Below are 17,946 nucleotides of genomic sequence, written 5' to 3'. Positions count from 1 at the left end.
GGTCTGCGCGTTCAGCAGTTGCGGATGTCGTTGCCGCTGTTGTCCTTGGCCACGTCGTTGCCCCAGCGTGCGAGGTAGTACGCCGACACCCACTGGTTCTGCCATGGGCTGCCCGAGTCGAGGTCGGTCTTCAGCCACCAGTGGTTGTAGTCGGCGCCGACCTGGACGTTCGGTCCCCAGGTCCGGCAGTAGACGTAGTTGGTCCCCTGGTTCAACGTCCCCGTTTGCGTGCCGCCCGGGGAGGAGTGGCCGGGTGCCGCGGCGAACGTGTCCACCCAGTACTTGGCGGGCGGCGGGGTGGTTCCCCCGGTGACGTACTGCATGTACTTGGTCCAGTCCCAGTAGGACCCCGGGTCGGTGTGGTCGGCGCCCGGCACCTCGACGTGCCCGATGATGTGGGCACGGTCCTTGGGGATGCCGTAGCGGTCGCAGATGTTGCGGGTCAGCGCGGCCGAGGCGCGGTACATCGCGTCGGTGAACCAGGAGGCGTCGCTGACGTAGCCTTCGTGCTCGATGCCGATGGATCGGGTGTTGTAGCTCCAGTTGCCGGCGTGCCAGGCGACGTCCTTCTCGCGGACCATCTGGGTGACGGCACCGTCGGAGGAGCGGACGACGTAGTGGGCGGTGACCTGGGCTGCGGGGTTCTGGAACCAGGAGATCGTGCCGGCGTAGGAGCCCTGGGTCACGTGGATGACGACCCGGTCGATCGCGTAGGTCGACGGGCGGCCGGCGACGGTGTAGTTGCTGGAACTGGCGGCCACCCAGCTCGCGCTCGGGTAGTCGGCACTGGCCACCTGGGCGTTCAGGTCGGGGGTGCGGGCATAGCCGCCGAGATCCGGCCGGATCTCCCGTGGCCGGACCGTCACGACCTCGCCGCTCCGGACGGGGGCCTGGACGCCCCGGCCGAGGAAGTCGTAGACGGTGTCGGCGTACAGCCGCGCGACCTCGGGGGACGAGGCGTTGCCGTACCCGGCCACGGCCTCGTACCAGCGCCCGGCGTCCTTTCTGGCGGCGGCGTCGAGTCCGAACTCGTCGGCGTGGGCGCGCAGCACCGCGGCGCCGCCCAGGATGTTGGCCGCGTCGTCCGTCCGCAGCGCCGTCAGGGACTTCCCGGTGATCTTGGCGGCCTGTTCGAGCGCGTGCGTGGTCGGATTGCTGACGAGGTGCATGACCCCGTAGCCGCCACTCGCGCTCGGCCGCCCGTCGTGCCCGTCAAGATGGGTCTCGGCGTAGGCCAGTGCGACGAGCAGGTCGCGCGGCACGTCGTAGGCGGTGGCCGCGCGGGCGAAGGCGTCGGTCAGGGGGGCCGCCGGAGCGGCACTCGCGCTCTGCCCGAGCGCCCCCAGCAGGATGGTCAGGGTCGCGGACAGGATCACGGTCAATCGGCAGGACATGCGCATCCGAGTTAACTGCACGGGTCTCCTTCGCGGGGTTGGCGTCCCCGGCTGATTCCGGCATTACGTACGGCCGAACAGTAAAAGGAAATCGCGACAAATTTAAGCGATTTACCTTAATCGTCTGACGGAAGAAGGATTCCTTCTCGGTTTCGTTCGGAAATAAGAAGCGACCGAAAACCGATGGCCGACCGCCGGCGACGAGGCCTCACACCACGGGGGATCGCAACCCGCCCCGAGCGGCGACGCCGACCCAGGAGGCCGCCCGGCACGCGCGCCGGACTCGGTCGGCGCAGGTCTTGGCCGTCTTCCCCGCCGGTCGCCGACGGACGGCCGGGCCACGATACGGCGGTCGCCGACGACCTCGGACGCGCCGTCCCTCGCCGGGCGGATCGGCCGGCCGCCGTTCTGAGATGACAGGTGCGGGCCCCTGGCTTTGGTCGTGGGGGCAAGCCCGGCGCGGGGGGCCGCCAGGCCGGGCGTGCGCTGACCTGATGGGCGTTCTCTTTGAGAAGGTAATCGAATCTTTGAGCGGTAGATGGCTTCCTTCTGCATACTGATCAGGGTGATGGTGACGCTCCGACGAACGGCACCATCGCTTTCCGGTGCGCGTTTCAGGTGGTGGGGTGCCCTACGTGCCGGCGGCGGATCCTGGGTGGTCGGATCGAAGAACGGCTTGAGCAGATGATCTGTGAGGTGATCGAGGAGAAGGAGGCGTGGCCGGTGGAACGCGATGCCATGGCCGACCCCGTTCGCCTCCTGGCCGAGGTGGACCCCCGATTCGGGATCCACCGGTTGGTCAAGGCCGTTAAAGGCCGTATTTCTCGCCTGCTTGGCGAGGAATTCCCGGTGCTGAAGTCGAAGCTGTCGACCGTAGGGACGAACTCCTCCTTCGTGGCGACCGTGGGTGGTGCGCCCCTGGAGGCGGTCGAGCGCTCCGTCGAAAACCAGAAAAACTGGTGATCGCCGATGCTTACCGGACGTAAGTACCGCCTGGACTTCACTCCTGAGCAGGGTGAGTTCGCCGACCGCATCGGCGGGGCGTGCCGGTCCGTGTGGAACACCGCGCTGGAACAGCGCCGGATCTACCGTCGGCGCGGTGGGTGGATCGGCTATCACGACCAGGCCCGCCAGGTGGCTGAGGCGAAAGATGACTTCCCCTGGCTGGCCGAGGTGCCCGGTCACTGTCTGCAGCAGGCGTTGATCGATTTGGATCAGGCGTGTGCCAGGCACGGCACGTGGAAAGTCCGCTGGAAGTCGAAGGCCGCCAACCCGCCGAGCTTCCGGTTCCCCGAGGGCGGGAAGATCACGGTTGAGCGGCTCAACCGGCGCTGGGCGCGAGTGAAGCTGCCGAAATTCGGCTGGGTCCGCTTCCGGATCACCCGCCCGCTCGGCGGGAAGGTCAAGAACGCCACCATCAGCCGGGACGGTGGGCACTGGTACATCAGCTTTCTCGTCGAGGACGGCGTCGCCCCGCCTGAGCGGCACGCCAACCCCGGCAGCGCCGTGGGGATCGACCGGGGCGTGGTCAAGGTCGTGACCCGCTCCGACGGCCACTTCCATCATCGGGTGTTCGCCCATGATCGGGAGGTCGAGCATGCCAAGAAGCTTCAGCAAGGCTTCGCCCAGACCGTGAAGGGATCCGCCCGGCGGAAGAAGGCTGCCGCGCGGGTCGCCGACCTGGCGCGGACGGTCCGCAGACGTCGGGAGGACTTCGCCGCCAAGACCGCTCATACCCTGGCCACGGGCTTTGAGATGGTGGTGTTCGAGGCGCTCACGATCAAGAACATGACCGCCGGCGTCGAACCCCGGCCAGATCCGGAGCGGCCGGGGGTGTTCGTGCCGAACGGGGCCGCCGCCAAGGCCGGGCTGAACCGGTCCATCGTGGACAAGGGCTGGTATCGGATCGAGCTGGCCACCCGGAGTAGGGCCCGGTATACCGGCACCCACGTGATCACTGTCAACCCGGCGTACACGAGTCAGACGTGCAACGTGTGCAAGGTGGTGGACCGGAAATCCCGCGAGAGCCAAGCGGTCTTCCGGTGCACCTCTTGCGAACACACCGAACACGCCGACGTGAACGCCGCCAAGAACGTACTCACCGCTGGGAGGGCGGAGTTCGCGCAGCCCAGGCCGGGTGTGCGAGCTGGGGCGCGCAAACCACGCAACCGCGTGGGCCGGAAGGTCAACCGCCAAGCAACAGCAGCGCAGGCCACCGCAACCGCGGCGTCCGGGCTGGCTGGAATCCCCCGGCTTTAACCCTGGGGAGCACTTCAATACTCGATTGTCGGTGGAGAGCGTTAGCGTTCCGCGCATCACCGTCACAGGTGCGGAAACCCCTGTGAAGGTTGACGATCCGCGCGTGATGTGAGGGGGAACCGTTGGGCTGGCTGTCAGCGGGAGACGGATACGAGATCGCCCTGGTGGAGGGCCGGGTGGTGGCGCGAGCCACCACCGGCCGTGCGGCGGGGCGGCAGCTGAAAACGCTGCCCAAACAGGTGCGGGAACACCCCGAGGCACAGCGACTGAGACTCTTCGCCGCGTGGCTCGACCGGCACGCGGCCGCCTGCCTGGCCCAGGTGGACACCTGGATGGTGTCGTCCCTGCCCGTCCCCACCGGACTGGTGGCCGAGGTGTGGCCGGACGAGGCGTGGCAGTCGGTGCTGCGCGACCTCGTGGTGGTCGGCGACGACCCCGACGAGGCGGGTTTCCTGCGGGGCGTCACCGACGCAGGTGAACTGCGCGTGGTGAACCTGGACGGTGAGACCGTCCGGCTGTCCCCTGCCACCGTGACCCTGCCGCACCCCGTGCGGCTGCCCGACCTGGCGGAGCTGCGGGAGTTCGCCACGGAGCTGGGGGTCGAGCAGCGGGTCGAGCAGATCCACCGGGCGACCTGGACCAGGCCGGCCGACCCGGCGGCGAGGGCCGCCGCGGTGACCGAGTTCTCCGGCGGAGGTTTCGGTTCCCGGTCCGCCCTCGCCGCCCGGGCCGTCTCTCTCGGCTACCGGGTGTCGGGGGGCTACGCCACCTGCTCGGTGCGTGACGCCGGGCGGATCGCCGAGGCGTCGGTGTGGATCGGAGAGCCCTACTGGGACGGAGGAACCGAGACGGGCGACCTGAGCTGGCACGACCGGGAGGGCAGGGATCTGCCGCTGCAGAAGGTCGGCCCGGTGGCCTGGTCGGAGGGGATGCGGATGGCCGCGGCACTGTACGCCGGGCGGACCGTCGAGGGAGGGAGGGACGCATGAGCGGCACCGTGTCATCAGCGGGGACGGAGACCGGGGTGCCTGGAACGGCGGCGGAGACCGGGGCGCGGGAACTGCCCGGAACGGGGACGGAGAGCGAGGTGCCTGGAACGGCGGCGGAGACCGGGGGACGGGAACACCCCGGAACGGGGACGGAGAGCGACATGCGGGAGCTGCTCGACGCCGGGGCGGTGCTTCCGCCGGGCACGGACGGGGACGACGAGCGGGTGGTGCCGCTGACCGCGCGCGCCTACCGGCATCCGGGGCTGGACGACCGGGTGGTGGTACGCCTGGTCGCCGGGGAACTGGGCGTCGCCGAGGACGCGGCGGCCGGATTCCTCGGCCTGGAACCGGCCGGAGAGCCGGCCGTGGTCGGGCTGGGTCTGCGGCGCTCGCTCGGGTTCCCCGAATGGGTGCTGGTGCACCATCCGCAGGACGGTCACCACGCGCTCGCCGTGGTGCCGGAGCTGGACCGTACGGCCCGGCAGGCGCGATCCAAGCCGAAGGCCGCCCTCGACACCTTCCGGCGGCTCGCCGCGGAGCTGGCCGTGTCCGTCCCGCACTTCCTGCCGACGTTCTTCGAGCAGGCGGGACGGCTGTTCCTCGCGGCGGACAACCTCACCTACGCGGCACAGATGTTCACCCAGGCACGTAAGGCGGAGGCCGAGCACGGCCTGCCCGTCGACGAGCGGCGGCTCGACGAGGTCTTCCTGGAGTTCGCGCTCGCCGGGGTGCTGCCGGTGAAGGCACTGTCCGGATACGCCAGGGAGTTGGCCGCCCGGGTGCCCGCGGAGGAGGCCCTGCTCAGGTTCCGCAGGCTGTGCGTCCGCCGTACGGCGGCCGGCCTGGCGCCGTCGGCGCAGATCGCCACCGACCTGCGCCGCCTGGCCAAGGCGGCGGGCCGGGATGTGGGCGCGGAGGAGCAGGCCTATCTCACCGAGCTGCTCGGCATGCCCGCCGTGCTGGGAGCGTCGCTCGGCTGGTGGAAGGCGCACCGCCCGGCCCTGGTGGCCCTGGCCCGGCAGGACCCCGAGGTCCGTGGGAGGTTGCTGAGCCTGATGCCCCGCGACGGGGGCGGCGGGATGTCCGGCTTCTGGCTGGAACTGCTGGAGGAGTCGGGTGCCCTCGCGGGCCTGGGCGAGGGCGAGGTGTCCGACCGGGAGCGTCCCGAGGACGGCACGTCCGGGTGGCTCAGACGTTTCCTGAGGATCTGGCGTCCCGACGGGCACGGAGAGTCGCGGTCACCGGACCTGTACGCGCTGGTGGAACGGGTGGCCGGGCGGTTGCGCGCCGAGCTCACCGGATCGGGCGACGCCCTGAAGTCCATCTCCGACGTCGACCTGCTCGACCTGCTGCTGACACTCGGCGTGCCGGTCGCCGACCCCGGCGGGAGCAATCCGTGGCTGCGGCTGGATCGGTGGGCACGGCGGAGAGACCGGCGTGACCTGCTCGCCCTGGCCGCCGACCCCCGGTTCCGGCCGGCGTTCCACTACGCCGCCGACCGGTTCGACGACAACGACGAGGACGACCGGCTGGCCATCCGCCGCCTGGCGGCCTCCCCCGGCGGCCGGCCGATGCTCGCCGAATGGATGAGGACGGTCGCCCGCCGCTCCGCCGCCGCCGGCCTGCCCCAGCTGCCCGCCGCCCTCGAACGGCTGACCTGGCTGCCCGCCGAGGCACTGCTCCTCGCCGAGCAGGAGGTCGCCGCGGTCGCACGGACCGGCCTCGCCGCCGAACTCGCCCGGACGCTGCGCGGCGGGCTCCCCGACGAGCTGGGCTGGCCGGCCTGGGAGGAGGCGGTCGCCGCTCTCGCCGGTCGGCGGGACCTGGGCGAGATCACGGTCGCCGACGCCTGGCCGCACCTGATCGTCTCGGGCCCGTCCCAGGTCAGGGTCATCGGTGCCGAGGGCACCGTGCTCACCCACGACCTGCGGAGCCGGTCCGACGAGGATACCGACTCTCCCGGCTTCCACTACGTCGACGGCGAACTGCTCGTCTACTGGCACACCTATGGCCACGACGGCGGGTTGCGTGGCTACTGGCACTCATCGGCCGGGGACATCCAGGCGATGGAGGCCCAGGGGAACAGGTGGGCGCTGCGCGGCGACCGGATCACTCTGCCGCTACCCGGCGGCGGGCGGACGACGGGCGCCGGTGTGCTGCATCCGGGGGACACCGTCCTGCCCGCTCGCAGCCACCTGAGCAGCGACGGAACGTCGTTCTGGACCCGGGATCCCGGTGAGGGCTGGCGCGAGTACGACCCGGCCGGCACCGCGCACGGCAGGCGGAGCATGCCCGGCTTCCTCGCCGACGCGCTGCGCTCGGCTCCGGCGGGCAGCACCTTCTGTGACGGCCGGGTGCTCCCCGCCCCCTCCGGTGAGGCCACCCCGGCCGGAGTCCCGGTGAACGGCCTGCTCGGCTGGAGGGTGATCGAGCTGCCCGACGGGTCGTTCCGCGGCGAGGACCTCGCCGGGCGCACGGTCACGGTGAAGGGCGGCCCACACGAGCCGCTGCCGGTGGCCGCCGTGACGTTCCCCGGAGACGACCGGCCGCGGGCCCTCACCAGCCATCGCACCGTCCGGTTGATCGACCCGGAGGGGGTCGTCACCGCGACGGTCAACGTGAACGGCGCCCCCGGGGCGTTCGCGGCGGGCACCGCGCTGCTGCCGCCGCTGGACTACTGGCACTTCCTGCGGCCCCGCGATCCGGAGGGCTCCTCGGCCCTGCGCCGGATCGACGAGGAGACCGCGGCCGCTCTGCTGAAGGCCGCCGTCTCGGTGGAGTCCGCCGACCCCGGGCAGCCGGGACAGCCCGGCCCGGAGGAGCTGAACGCGCTGATCCGCACGCTGCTCCCGCAGGTCGGCCATGACGCGCTGATCGCCGGGATCGCCGGGGTGGCACGGTTCGCCGCCGCCCTGCAGGTCACCCTGGACACCGTGGCGGCCCGGCTCGCCGGCACCCTCGGCGCGGAACGGGAGGAGGAACAGGAGCCGACCGGCCCTTCCGACGAGCTGCTCGCCCACGCGCTCAGCGGTCTCAGTGTCTCCGGCACCTCGTGGTACGGCGAAGACCACCACGTCTTCGGGCGGCTGGGCGTGATCGGCAGGGCACTGCGGTCCCCGTCCGGGCAGGCCGCCCCCGGCCAGGCGGTCCGCCTCCACCACGTCGATGGGCTGCGGCTGCCGTTCAGCAGGCTGAGCTGGGAGCCGCTGCTCGACCGGTGCGCGGCGGTCGCCTACCGGGCGGCGTCGGCGGCGCTGCTGCCGGAGCACGCGAACGCGCTGCACGAGCTGCTCCGCGAGATCGACGCGCTCGGGCTGGCCCGGGCGGCGGAGACCGCCCCATGGCGCAGCCTCTCCCTGTATCTCGACGGCGCCTGGCTCAAGGACGACAGGAACAGCGGCCACCTGCACGGGCTGCTCCCTCTGGACGGGGAAGCCTGCGTCGTCTTCCACAACGCCGAAGCGGAGGGCGACGGCTACCGGTACACGGCGCTCTTCCACGACCCCGCCGGCCGGTTCGAGGTCCCCCACCCCTACACCGCGCGCTCCTCGGACCTGGTCGGCGAGGCCCGCGAGGCGGGCTGGCTCGCGGAGTTCCTGGCCGAGTGGTCCGAACGAGGTCCGGCGCCGTGGCGCCCGGAGGCGGCCGAGGAGTTCGCGCGGCTCACCGGGGTGACTCCGACGGCGGCCGGGCTGATCGTGGCGGGCATGCCGTACGTGGACAGCTACCAGAGGGCCTTCCTGCCGGGTGACTCACGGACTCTGCTCGGGCTGAAGGCGGCCGATGCCGCCGTCGCCAGGGACGAGCTGCGCGGGACGGACGCCGACGTCCGGCGGGAGGTCGTCGCGGCGCTGCTGCCCGCGCGTCCGGCCGCGCTGTGGACGGACGGCCCGGACGTCGCCGCGGCGGCGCGGGTGTGGAACGCCAGGGTGGGACGCCGGGCGGCGGTCCCCGAATGGATCATCGGGGAGGCGGCCCGCGCGACGCGGACGAGCTGGGCGCCGACCCGGGCGCTGTCCGCCCTGGTCGATCCGGCCGCGTCGGCTGAGCTGAGCCGGGATCTGCGCTGGGAGGTGCGCCACGACCGGGTCCGCGCGACCGACGCGAACGCCGTCGGGTTCACGGCGACCACGCTGGTCGACGCCGTCGCGCTGACCGCGTGGCTCGCCCACCGCCTGCCGGCCGGCGACCCGGTGCGGGCCACCCTGCCCGCGGCTCTGGCCGCGGTCCGAGACCGGCTGGCGAACCCCGAACTGATGCTCTCGCTGACCTCCTCCTCCGTCTACGCCGACCTGCCCGGGTTCCGCAAGGTCGCCGGGGCCCCCAGCGAGGTCACCGGAGGCTGGGAGCGCTACGGTGCCGTGATCATGGCCACTTACGACGACCGGCCGGTGCCGGGCCTCCGCCCGGCCCTGCTGGACGCGGACGGGGACGACCCCTACCTGCCCGTCCTGAGAGCACTGACCGGGGATGCCGGAACGCTGTTCCCGGAGGAGATGGCGCTCCGTATGGCCCGGGATCCGCGTTTCGAGGCGCTCCTCGCCGATCCCGGAGACCCGGCGGCGGGGGAGCGGGCGGCCGACGGCACCTGGTGGCCGCAGGACCCCGGCCGCTCGGTGCCCGCGCTGGTCGCCGAGGCGGCGCACGAGTACGGCCTCGGCCAGGACGCCGCCACGCTCTACCTGGCGCTGCTCGCCATGCCGGATCCCACCGACAAGAACGTCACCCGGTGGACCGGCTGGAAGCCCGCCCGGTTCAAGGCCGCCCGCGCCGAGTTGGCCGCCACCGACCTGGTGGTCGAGGCCACCCGCACCCGAGCCGGCCGGACTCTCTTCCTGCCGGGCGCCTGGACGGACCTCGGAAGCCCGCGCGTCCCGCTCGAACGGTGGAAGGTCTCCTCGTTCGACCTGATCAGCGGTGAAAGGGCGCAGCTGGGGGTGATCGTCCCCATCGAACCGGCCGCCGACCTCTACGGCAGGGCGTGGCGGAGAGTCCGGGACGGAGACACTCCCGGTTTCGAGGAGGTCCGGATACGGCGAGGCCGCTGACTCCGGCGCCTCCGAAGAGACGGAGCCGCCGCCGGCACCGGCGTCCCCGGGGAAGGGGCGGCACTGCGCCCTTCCCCGGCCTCCAGCGGACACGACCTGGCCGGCACTCCCGGCCCGGCTCTTCCACCGGGCCCGAACCGGCTCTCCACCCGAGCCCGCACCGACCCCTCCACCGGACACGACCTGGCCGACACCCCGGCCCGACCCCTCCACCGGCCCGAACCGGCCCGGCAGACAGAAGGATCTCCTCTTGACCATGACAGAACAGGCGGCGGCGGCCTCGACCCCTCCGAACCGGCAGACACTGCCGGCCGAGGAACGCCACGCCACCGAACTCGCCTTCCTCGCCGCGTACGACGACGGCGCCCGCCCGCCCGGCTGGACGCTGACCCCGCGGGCGGTGGTCACGTTCATCTGCGGCAGCGGCGGCGAGACCCTGCGGCTGCCCGCGTCCCGGAAGGCGACCGGCGACGGCCCCGAACCGCCTGCCCGGCTCGTGGTGCCGCCCAAGTTCGTCGGCGAGCGCGCCCTGGTGGAACGCTGCGTGGTCACTCTCGCGGGTGAACGCGGCCTGCTGCTGGTCGGTGAGCCCGGCACCGCCAAGTCGATGCTCTCCGAACTGCTCGCCGCGGCCGTCTGCGGCACGAGCGCCCTCACCGTGCAGGGCACCGCCGGCACCACCGAGGACGCCTTCCGCTACGGCTGGAACTACGCCCTGCTGCTCGCCCAGGGACCGAGCCGTCAGGCGCTGGTCGACTCCCCGGTGCTGGCCGCCATGCGCACCGGGCGCGTCGCCCGGGTCGAGGAGATCACCCGTTGCCTGCCCGAGGTGCAGGACGCCCTGGTGTCGATCCTGTCCGATCGGCGTCTCAGCGTGCCCGAGCTCGCCGGCACCGCCGACGCCCTGCCGGCGGCGGCCCCCGGCTTCAGCGTGATCGCCACGGCCAACCTGCGTGACCGGGGTGTCTCGGAGATGTCGGCGGCGCTCAAGCGGCGGTTCAACTTCGAGACCGTCCACCCCATCGCCGACGCCGGCGCGGAGACCACCCTGGTGCGCAACCAGGCGACCGCCGTGGTGCAGCGGGCGGGGGCGGCCTTCGACGTGGACGACGCGGTGCTGGACGCGCTGGTCACCGTCTTCCGCGACCTGCGCTCCGGTCGTTCGGCCGAGGGCTGGGACGTGGAGCGTCCCGGGACGGTGATGTCCACCGCCGAGGCGGTGCAGGTCGCCGCCTCCCTCGGCGTGGCGGCGGCCTACCTGCCGGGCGGAGACGTCCTCGACTTGATGCCCGGTCACCTGCTCGGCGTGGTCCGCAAGGACGACCCCGCCGACCATGCGCGGCTGCTCGGCTACTGGGACGGCCCGGTGCGCCGCCGCGCCGAGGACGGCTCCGCGATGTGGCGGCGGCTCTGGGACATGCGAGAGGACCTGCGTTGACGCCCGGCCTGGAAACGACCGGCCTGGAAACGCCCGGTCATGGCGGAGCGGCGGCCGTGGAGGGTCGTCGGGACGCGGGGGACGTTCCCGGCCTCGGCGGGACAGCGGCCGTGCAGAGCCCCCGGGACGCGGTGGACGCGCTCGCCGGTTCCACCGGCCCGTACCTGATCGGCGTACGTCACCACAGCCCCGCGCTGGCGGCGGCCGTACCGGCGCTGCTGGACGCCGCCGGAGCCGAGGTGGTGTGCGTCGAGTTGCCCGCGGACTTCCAGCCGTGGCTGGTGCACCTGGCGGATCCGGCCACCCGCGCGCCGGTCGCCCTCGCCGGCACCACCGAGGACGGCGGACTCGGGTTCTATCCCTTCGCCGACTTCTCACCCGAGCTGGCGGCGATCCGCTGGGCACGGGACCACGGGGCCGAGGTGATCTGCTGCGACCTGCCGCTGTCCTCCCCGGACTGGTCCGAGCGCGAACCGGAGCGGACCCGCCCGGCACGGCTCCCGGAGGGCCGCCCGGACCCGTCGGCCGGCGACCCGCGGACCGGGCATGCCCCGACCGGCACGGTGATCTCGATGGCGGACGCCCTCACCGCCTCCTGCACGGGCCGGGAGGGGGACGACATGTGGGACCGCGCCGTCGAGGTGCTCGCCCCCGGCTGCCCGTCCGAGTCGGTACGCCGGGCCGCGCTGGGCGTGGGATGGGCGTTGCGCCGGGACGCGGAGGTCTCCGGTGGCGTGCCGCCCAGGGACCTGGCACGTGAGGCGCGCATGCGCGAGGTGCTGGCCGGAGCCGCCGTGGGCGGCCGGCGGGTCGCCGCGGTGGTCGGCGCCTTCCACGCCCCAGCCCTGCGGGCCGAGCCGGGACACGGCCCCGGCGCGCCGGCAGATGACCCGGGCACTCGGCCGTACATCTCCGATCCGCTCGCCGGTGACGGCCCCTCGCCTGCCACCTCACTCGTCCCCTACTCCTTCGACCTGCTCGACTCCCGGTCCGGCTACCCGGCGGGCATCCGCGATCCGCGCTGGCAGCAACTGGTCTTCACCGCCGGGGGCGATCCGGAGAGGATCAGGGACGCCGCCGCCCGCGCGATCACCGACGTGTGCCGGGAACTGCGCGCGGCCGGGCACCCCGCCGGCACGGGAGAGGCCACCGAGACGCTCCGGCTGGCCTGCGACCTGGCCGGGCTGCGCGGGCTGCCCGCGCCGGGCCGCGGCGAACTGCTGGAGGCGGTGACCTCCGTGCTCGGGCAGGGAGAGCCCCTGGGACGCGGCCTGGCGCTCGGCCGCGCCCTCGAAGCGGTCCTCGTCGGCACCGAGCGCGGCAGGACGGCGCCGAGAACACCCCGTTCCGGGCTCGGCCCCGCCGTCGAGGCCGAACTCGCGGAGCTGCGGCTGCCCTGCCCGGACAGCCCCGGCTCCCGTGACGTCCGCCTCGACCCGCTCCGTTCCGACCTGGACCGCCGCCGTGAGATCCTGCTCCAGCGCCTGCTGGTGTGCGGGATCAGGTACGGCCTGCCGGTCGAGGTGGCCGGAACGGGCGACGGGACAGCCCTCACCACCCGGTGGGAGCTGTCCTGGACCCCTTCCGCCGCGGCCATGCTCGACCTGGTGGGCACCCGTGGCGTCACCGCCGGCCTGGCCGCGGCGGGCACCCTGCGGGAGACGTTCCGCCGCGAGTCGGCGGAGGGCGGGCCCACCTGTGAGCTGATCCTCACGAACCTGCGCGGGGCGGCCGTCTGCGACCTGCCCGATCTGGTCGCCGACCGCCTCGACGACGCCGCCGCCGTACTCCCCGCCACCGCGGGGCTTCCCGACCTCCTGCGCGGGCTCGACCTGCTGGAGGCGCTGCGCCGCGAACACATCCCCGGCACCACGGCCGAGACCCGCGAACAGGCCGGTCACCTGGCCGGCACCCTGCTGGAGGCGGCCGTCCGCGCGCTGCCCGGTCTGGCCGGCAGCGATCAGACCGATGACGCGGCCGCCCTGATCGCCCTCGTCGTCCAGGCGGCCGAGCACCGGCTGGGGCTGCGCCTGGACGACGCGCTGGGTGCTCTCGCACGCACCGGCTCGCCCCTCATGCAGGGGGCCGCACTGGCGGCCCGGGTCCTGCTCGGCCTGGACACCCCGCACACCCTGGGGGCCCGGGTCGCCGGATGGGTCGACACCGCCACCGACCCGGACGGCCGCCGCCGGCTGACGCACCTGCTCACCGGTCTGCTCACCGCTGCGGGACCACTCCTGCAGTCGGCCGCGGCGGTCCTCGACCCGCTGCTGGACCGCGTCGACGGTCTCACCGACCGCGACTTCCTGGACCGCCTGCCGGCGCTGCGCGGAGGTTTCGACACGCTCGCCCCGGCGGGCCGCGACCGCCTGCTCCAGGCGGTCACCGACCGGGTCGGCGACCGGCTGGATCTGGCACTGGGCGCCTCGCCGGCCCTGCTCGCCCTCTGGGCCGCCGCGGACACCGCCGGCCGGGCCGTGCTGGAGTCCCTGCGCCTCCCCGTGCCCGGTCCCCGCTCCCCGGGACCCGAAGCCCCCGAGGTCTCCGCGGCCGGCCGCCCGAGCACACCGGCGGAGGACGCGCGGGCACGCGCTCCACGGCGACTCGCTCCAGCCGACCGGTGGCGCCTGCTGCTCGGCAGGGAGACCGGACGGCTCCCCGGCGACGCCCGGCGTTACGCCTACGCCCTGGACGAGCTGTACGGAGCGGGTCGGGGAGAGGGAGCCGCCGACATCGAGCAGGGACCGCGCGCCCGGCCGGGTGAGGGTGGCGGCCAGGGGGCCGCCTTCCCCACGGCCCGCGAGTGGGCGCAGGAGCTCGACGTCCTGTTCGGGACGGAGGTGCGCGAGGAGGTGCTGGGCCGGGCGGCCGACAACGGACGCTCCGACGTGCTGACCGTACTCGACCCGGACACGGTGCGTCCGTCCGTCGAACTGCTGACCTCGGTGCTCTCCCTGGCGGGCGGGCTGCCGGAACAGCAGCTCTCCCGGCTGCGGCCGCTGGTCCGCCGCCTGGTCGCCGAGCTCGCCCGCGAACTCGCCACCCGGCTCCGTCCCGCGCTGACCGGACTGTCGACACCGCGTCCGACCCGCCGCCCCGGCGGCCGGCTCAACCTGCCCGCCACCATCCGGGCCAACCTGGCGCACACGCGACGGACCGCCGACGGCGGGGTGCTCCTCATCCCGGAACGGCCCGTCTTCGGCGCCCGGATCCGCACCGAGGCCGACTGGCGGCTGATCTTCGTGGTCGACGTCTCCGGCTCGATGGAGGCCTCGGTGATCTGGTCCGCGCTGACCGCGGCCGTCCTGGGCGGCGTCCCCACCCTCTCCACCCACTTCCTCGCCTTCTCCACCCAGGTGATCGACCTGACGGACCAGGTCGCCGACCCGTTGTCCCTGCTGCTCGACGTGCGGGTCGGCGGCGGCACCCACATCGCCGCGGGCCTCGCCCACGCGCGCTCCCTGGTCACCGTGCCGAGCAGGACACTCGTCGTGGTGATCAGCGACTTCGAGGAGGGATACCCACTCGGCGGACTGCTCGGCGAGGTGCGTTCCCTCGTCTCCTCCGGCGTACGCCTGCTGGGCTGTGCCGCCCTGGACGGCAGCGGCGCCCCGCGCTACTCGGTCCCGGTCGCCCGGCAACTCGTCGCGGCCGGCATGCCCGTCGCCGCGCTCAGTCCACTCGCCCTCGCCCGATGGGTGGGCGACCGCCTCCGAGGGGAAGCCCGTTGAGTCTCCCTGCATCCGACGTGTCACCGGCCGTGCCGCTGCCGCCGGTGGAACCACATGTGACCGCCGCGGCCGTGGAGGAGCTCACGCCCCGGTTGCGCAAGAAGCTGGACGCGGCGGTCGAACGCTGCGCCGGGCTCCCCGTCACCGCCGACGGGCCGTCCGTCCGCGTGATCTGGGGGGAGGACGCGGTCGTCACCCTCGGACCGGGCCCGTCGGGCGCGGTCACCGACCCCGGATCGGCGGCGTGCAGTTGCCTGCTGGCACCGCGCTGCCTGCACCGCGCGGCCGTTCTCAGCGCCTGCCCCGTAGCGGAACCCGACGCCGACGCCGACGCCGACGCCGACGCCGACGCCGACGTAGGCGTCGGCGCGAGCACCGGTACGGGCACAGATACGGGTACGGCGGACGCGGGGCGCGGCATCGCGTCCGAAACCGCCACGCGGCCGGACAGCGGTTCCGGCACCGGCCTCACGGACGGCGAGGCCGTCACCACCGCTGAGCAGCTCACCGCTGAGCAGCCCACGGCCGCGCAGCCCACCGCCGCGCAGGCGGCGGCCGCGGCCGGACTGTGGGCCGCCGCCGCGGCCGTGCTCGTGGGCGGTGTGGCCGGCGCCGGAGCGGTGCCCCAGGCCGAGCTGCTCCGCGCGGCCCACACCGCCCGGCTGGCCGGCCTGTCCAGGGCCGAGGCCGAGGCGCTGCGCGTGGTCCGCGGCCTGCAGGCCGCTCGCGCGCGCCACGACGGCCATCGGCTCACCGACCTGGTCTCCGCACTCGGTGAGCTCCTGCTGACCGCCGGCAGGCTCGCGGCTGCCGACCCCGATCCGGCGCTGGTGGGCAGCGTACGCCGCACGTATCGGCAGGGCGACGGGCTACGGGTCCACGGAGTCTTCCGGGAACCGGTGATCAGCGCCACCGGCTACGCCGGGGTGGTCACCCATCTCGTCGCGGAGGACGGCCGCTGGTTCTCCGTCGCCGATGTCAGACCCGGTGGGCCGGCCCGCGCCTGCGCCGCCGCCACCGCCGTGGTCGCGCTGGGCTCGGCTGCCCTGAACCACGCCCAGCTGGCCCGCGGCGGGTTGCTGATCTCCGGCACGACGATCTCAGCCGACGGCCGTCTCGGCGCCGGCCGGAGCGTGCGCGCCAATCCCGTCGCCGGCCTGCCCTGGTCGTCGGGGCCGCTGGCCGCCCTGTTCGCCCGCCCGCTCCGCGAGGTGGCCGACGAGAGGTTCTCCGGGAGCATCTGGAGCGGGGCCACCGAGGGACCGGGGCAGCCGGTCGGCTGCGACCTGGTGATCGTCGGCGCCGAGGGGGACCGGGTGCTGGCCCGGGAACTGCCGTCCACCGGAGGGACGCCCCACGGCGGCTCGGATCCCTGGGCACCCGAAGACACCGGCGGTGCTGACTTCAAGGCACCCGAAGACACCGGCGGTGCTGACTTCAAGGCACCCGAAGACACCGGCGGCGCGACCGGCCCCCGCAGAGCCGGGGCTTCCGGTGATCTCGCGGGCCCCGGAAAGGTCAAGGCGCCCACGGCCGGGCCGGAGGGACCTCTGATCAGGCTGGTGGCGGCCGACTCCCACCCCGACCTGGCCCATGTCGCCAACCTGCGGCGGCTCGCGTCCCGGCCGGGCCTGCGGATACGGGTGATCGGCAGACTCGATCCCAGCCGGGCGGCCACCCTGCGCCCGTTCGCGGTGGGGCCGGTTCCGGGCGCCGAGCAGACGCTCCGGCTGCCCGCGGAGTGGCTGGACCGCGCCGACCTCGGATACGACCGCCTGCAGGGTTCCCACCTTCCCCCGCCCGGCGGGTGCCCGCCGGGGCAGGAGACCGGGCCGGAGCCGGACCCGCTGGCCGGCTCGCCCCTGTGGCGGGTACGCCGTCTGGTGGAGCTGGCCGTGTCCGGCGGACGGTGGGCGGTCGCCGAGTCCGCGCGCGGCGACGACCTCCTCGTCCAGCGGGTCCCGCTCCGCCGCGCCGGATTCGAGACGGCCGCCGAGTTGGTCACCGAGCTCACCGCTGAGGCCGGCCGCCGTACCCGTGACGTCTTCGGGCGTCTGGTGGACTCCGGCAGCGACCGTTACGCCTGGGCGTGGCTCGCCGCCGTGGTTCACCTGGAGGCCACGGAACGGGCACTGGTCCAGGCGTCCTGGCACCAGGGCCGACCCCGCTGACCTCACTGATCCAGTCGGCCCTGCTGACCCGCAGAGACGTTACGCCGGAGGTCCGTCGGAACGCGGGCCGGAGCGGGGTGCCGGGAGCCGGGCGGGTGTCCGGCTCACCGGCCACCCCCCGGCGTGTGCGAGCCTCGCGTACCGGGCGGCGTCGCGCACCGCCGCCCCACCCGGGTCGTTGTTGAAGTAGACGTAGACGTCGCAGCGCTCATCCCACGACTCACCCAGGCGGCGCAGCCAGGAATGGAGCGCGCCGGCGCCGTACGCGGGCCACGGGGCGGCCCGTCCCTCGTGGAGGCGCAGGTAGGCCCAGTCGGCGGTCCGCCACAGGGGCGTCCGCGGGCGGCCCAGCCGGTCGGCCCAGCACAGGGCCGCGCCGTGGGCCTCGAGCACCTCACGGACGAGATCACTCCACCAGGACACGTGCCGCGGCTCGACGGCGACGCGCACATGGGAGGGGAAACAGCGCAGGCACGCGCCGAGCCGTACGGGATCGGCCGGCAACGTCGGCGGGAGCTGCAGGAGGACCGGCCCGAGCTTGGCCCCCAGGCCTTCGGCCGCGGCCAGCAGGCGTTCGACGGGCTCCTCGGGGTCCTTCAGCCGTTTGACGTGGGTGAGGAAGCGGCTCGCCTTGACCGCCATCACGAACGTGTCCGGAGTCCGGTCCCGCCAGTCCTCGAACGTCCGGCGGGCCGGCAGCCGGTAGAAGGTGTTGTTGTTCTCGGCCGTCTCGAAGCACTCGCCGTACCGCTCCAGCCAGAGCCGCTGGGGCAGCCCGGGGGGATACAGCACCCCGCGCCAGTCGGCGTACTGCCAGCCGGACGTCCCAACGCGCATCATGAGCCCTCAACCTCCGTCGACTCCACCTCCATGAGCGCAACCTGCCCGCCGCCGGGGACGCCACACCGGCCGAGCT

At 73.7% G+C, this 17,946-nt stretch carries 9 protein-coding genes; 7 read left to right on the top strand and 2 right to left on the bottom strand.

Annotation, left to right across the window (positions count from 1 at the left end; all coding sequences use genetic code 11):
• Positions 1–11: 11 nt before the first annotated feature.
• Entirely contained in the window at positions 12–1,415 is a 1,404-nt protein-coding gene (locus OHA77_RS03000; RefSeq protein WP_406315961.1) for an N-acetylmuramoyl-L-alanine amidase, read from the bottom strand.
• A gap of 573 nt (positions 1,416–1,988) precedes the next feature.
• Here OHA77_RS03000 and tnpA point away from each other — a divergent pair.
• From tnpA to OHA77_RS02965, 7 genes are all read left to right on the top strand, one after another.
• Positions 1,989–2,357, top strand: coding sequence for an IS200/IS605 family transposase (gene tnpA, locus OHA77_RS02995; protein ID WP_406319756.1), 369 nt, complete (start codon positions 1,989–1,991; stop codon positions 2,355–2,357).
• Positions 2,358–2,363: 6 nt separating this feature from the next.
• The gene (locus tag OHA77_RS02990; protein WP_406315960.1) at positions 2,364–3,653 is read left to right on the top strand and encodes an RNA-guided endonuclease InsQ/TnpB family protein; all 1,290 of its coding nucleotides are present in this window, start codon (positions 2,364–2,366) and stop codon (positions 3,651–3,653) included.
• Between the two features lie 122 nt (positions 3,654–3,775).
• Positions 3,776–4,642: a DUF4132 domain-containing protein gene (locus OHA77_RS02985; RefSeq protein WP_406315959.1), complete on the top strand. Its 867-nt coding sequence runs from the start codon at positions 3,776–3,778 to the stop codon at positions 4,640–4,642.
• Complete coding sequence (locus OHA77_RS02980; RefSeq protein WP_406315957.1) at positions 4,639–9,690, top strand: DNA-binding protein; 5,052 nt, start codon at positions 4,639–4,641, stop codon at positions 9,688–9,690. Before OHA77_RS02985 ends, OHA77_RS02980 begins: the two co-directional genes overlap by 4 nt.
• A 256-nt stretch (positions 9,691–9,946) precedes the next feature.
• Positions 9,947–11,128 (top strand): AAA family ATPase, encoded by a 1,182-nt coding sequence (locus tag OHA77_RS02975; RefSeq protein ID WP_406319754.1) that lies wholly within the window; start codon positions 9,947–9,949, stop codon positions 11,126–11,128.
• A 56-nt stretch (positions 11,129–11,184) separates the two neighbouring features.
• Complete coding sequence (locus tag OHA77_RS02970) at positions 11,185–14,859, top strand: vWA domain-containing protein (RefSeq protein ID WP_406315955.1); 3,675 nt, start codon at positions 11,185–11,187, stop codon at positions 14,857–14,859.
• On the top strand, positions 14,856–17,030 hold the full coding sequence (locus OHA77_RS02965; RefSeq protein ID WP_406315954.1) for a hypothetical protein: 2,175 nt from the start codon (positions 14,856–14,858) through the stop codon (positions 17,028–17,030). Before OHA77_RS02970 ends, OHA77_RS02965 begins: the two co-directional genes overlap by 4 nt.
• Positions 17,031–17,069: 39 nt before the next feature.
• Here OHA77_RS02965 and OHA77_RS02960 read toward each other — a convergent pair whose 3' ends face one another.
• Positions 17,070–17,870, bottom strand: coding sequence for a DUF72 domain-containing protein (locus tag OHA77_RS02960; protein WP_406315953.1), 801 nt, complete (start codon positions 17,868–17,870; stop codon positions 17,070–17,072).
• Positions 17,871–17,946 lie beyond the last annotated feature (76 nt).

The sequence above is a fragment of the Streptosporangium sp. NBC_01639 genome (genome assembly GCF_045209755.1).
Classification (GTDB): Bacteria; Actinomycetota; Actinomycetes; order Streptosporangiales; family Streptosporangiaceae; genus Streptosporangium.
This window is presented reverse-complemented; position numbering and strand designations above follow the sequence as displayed.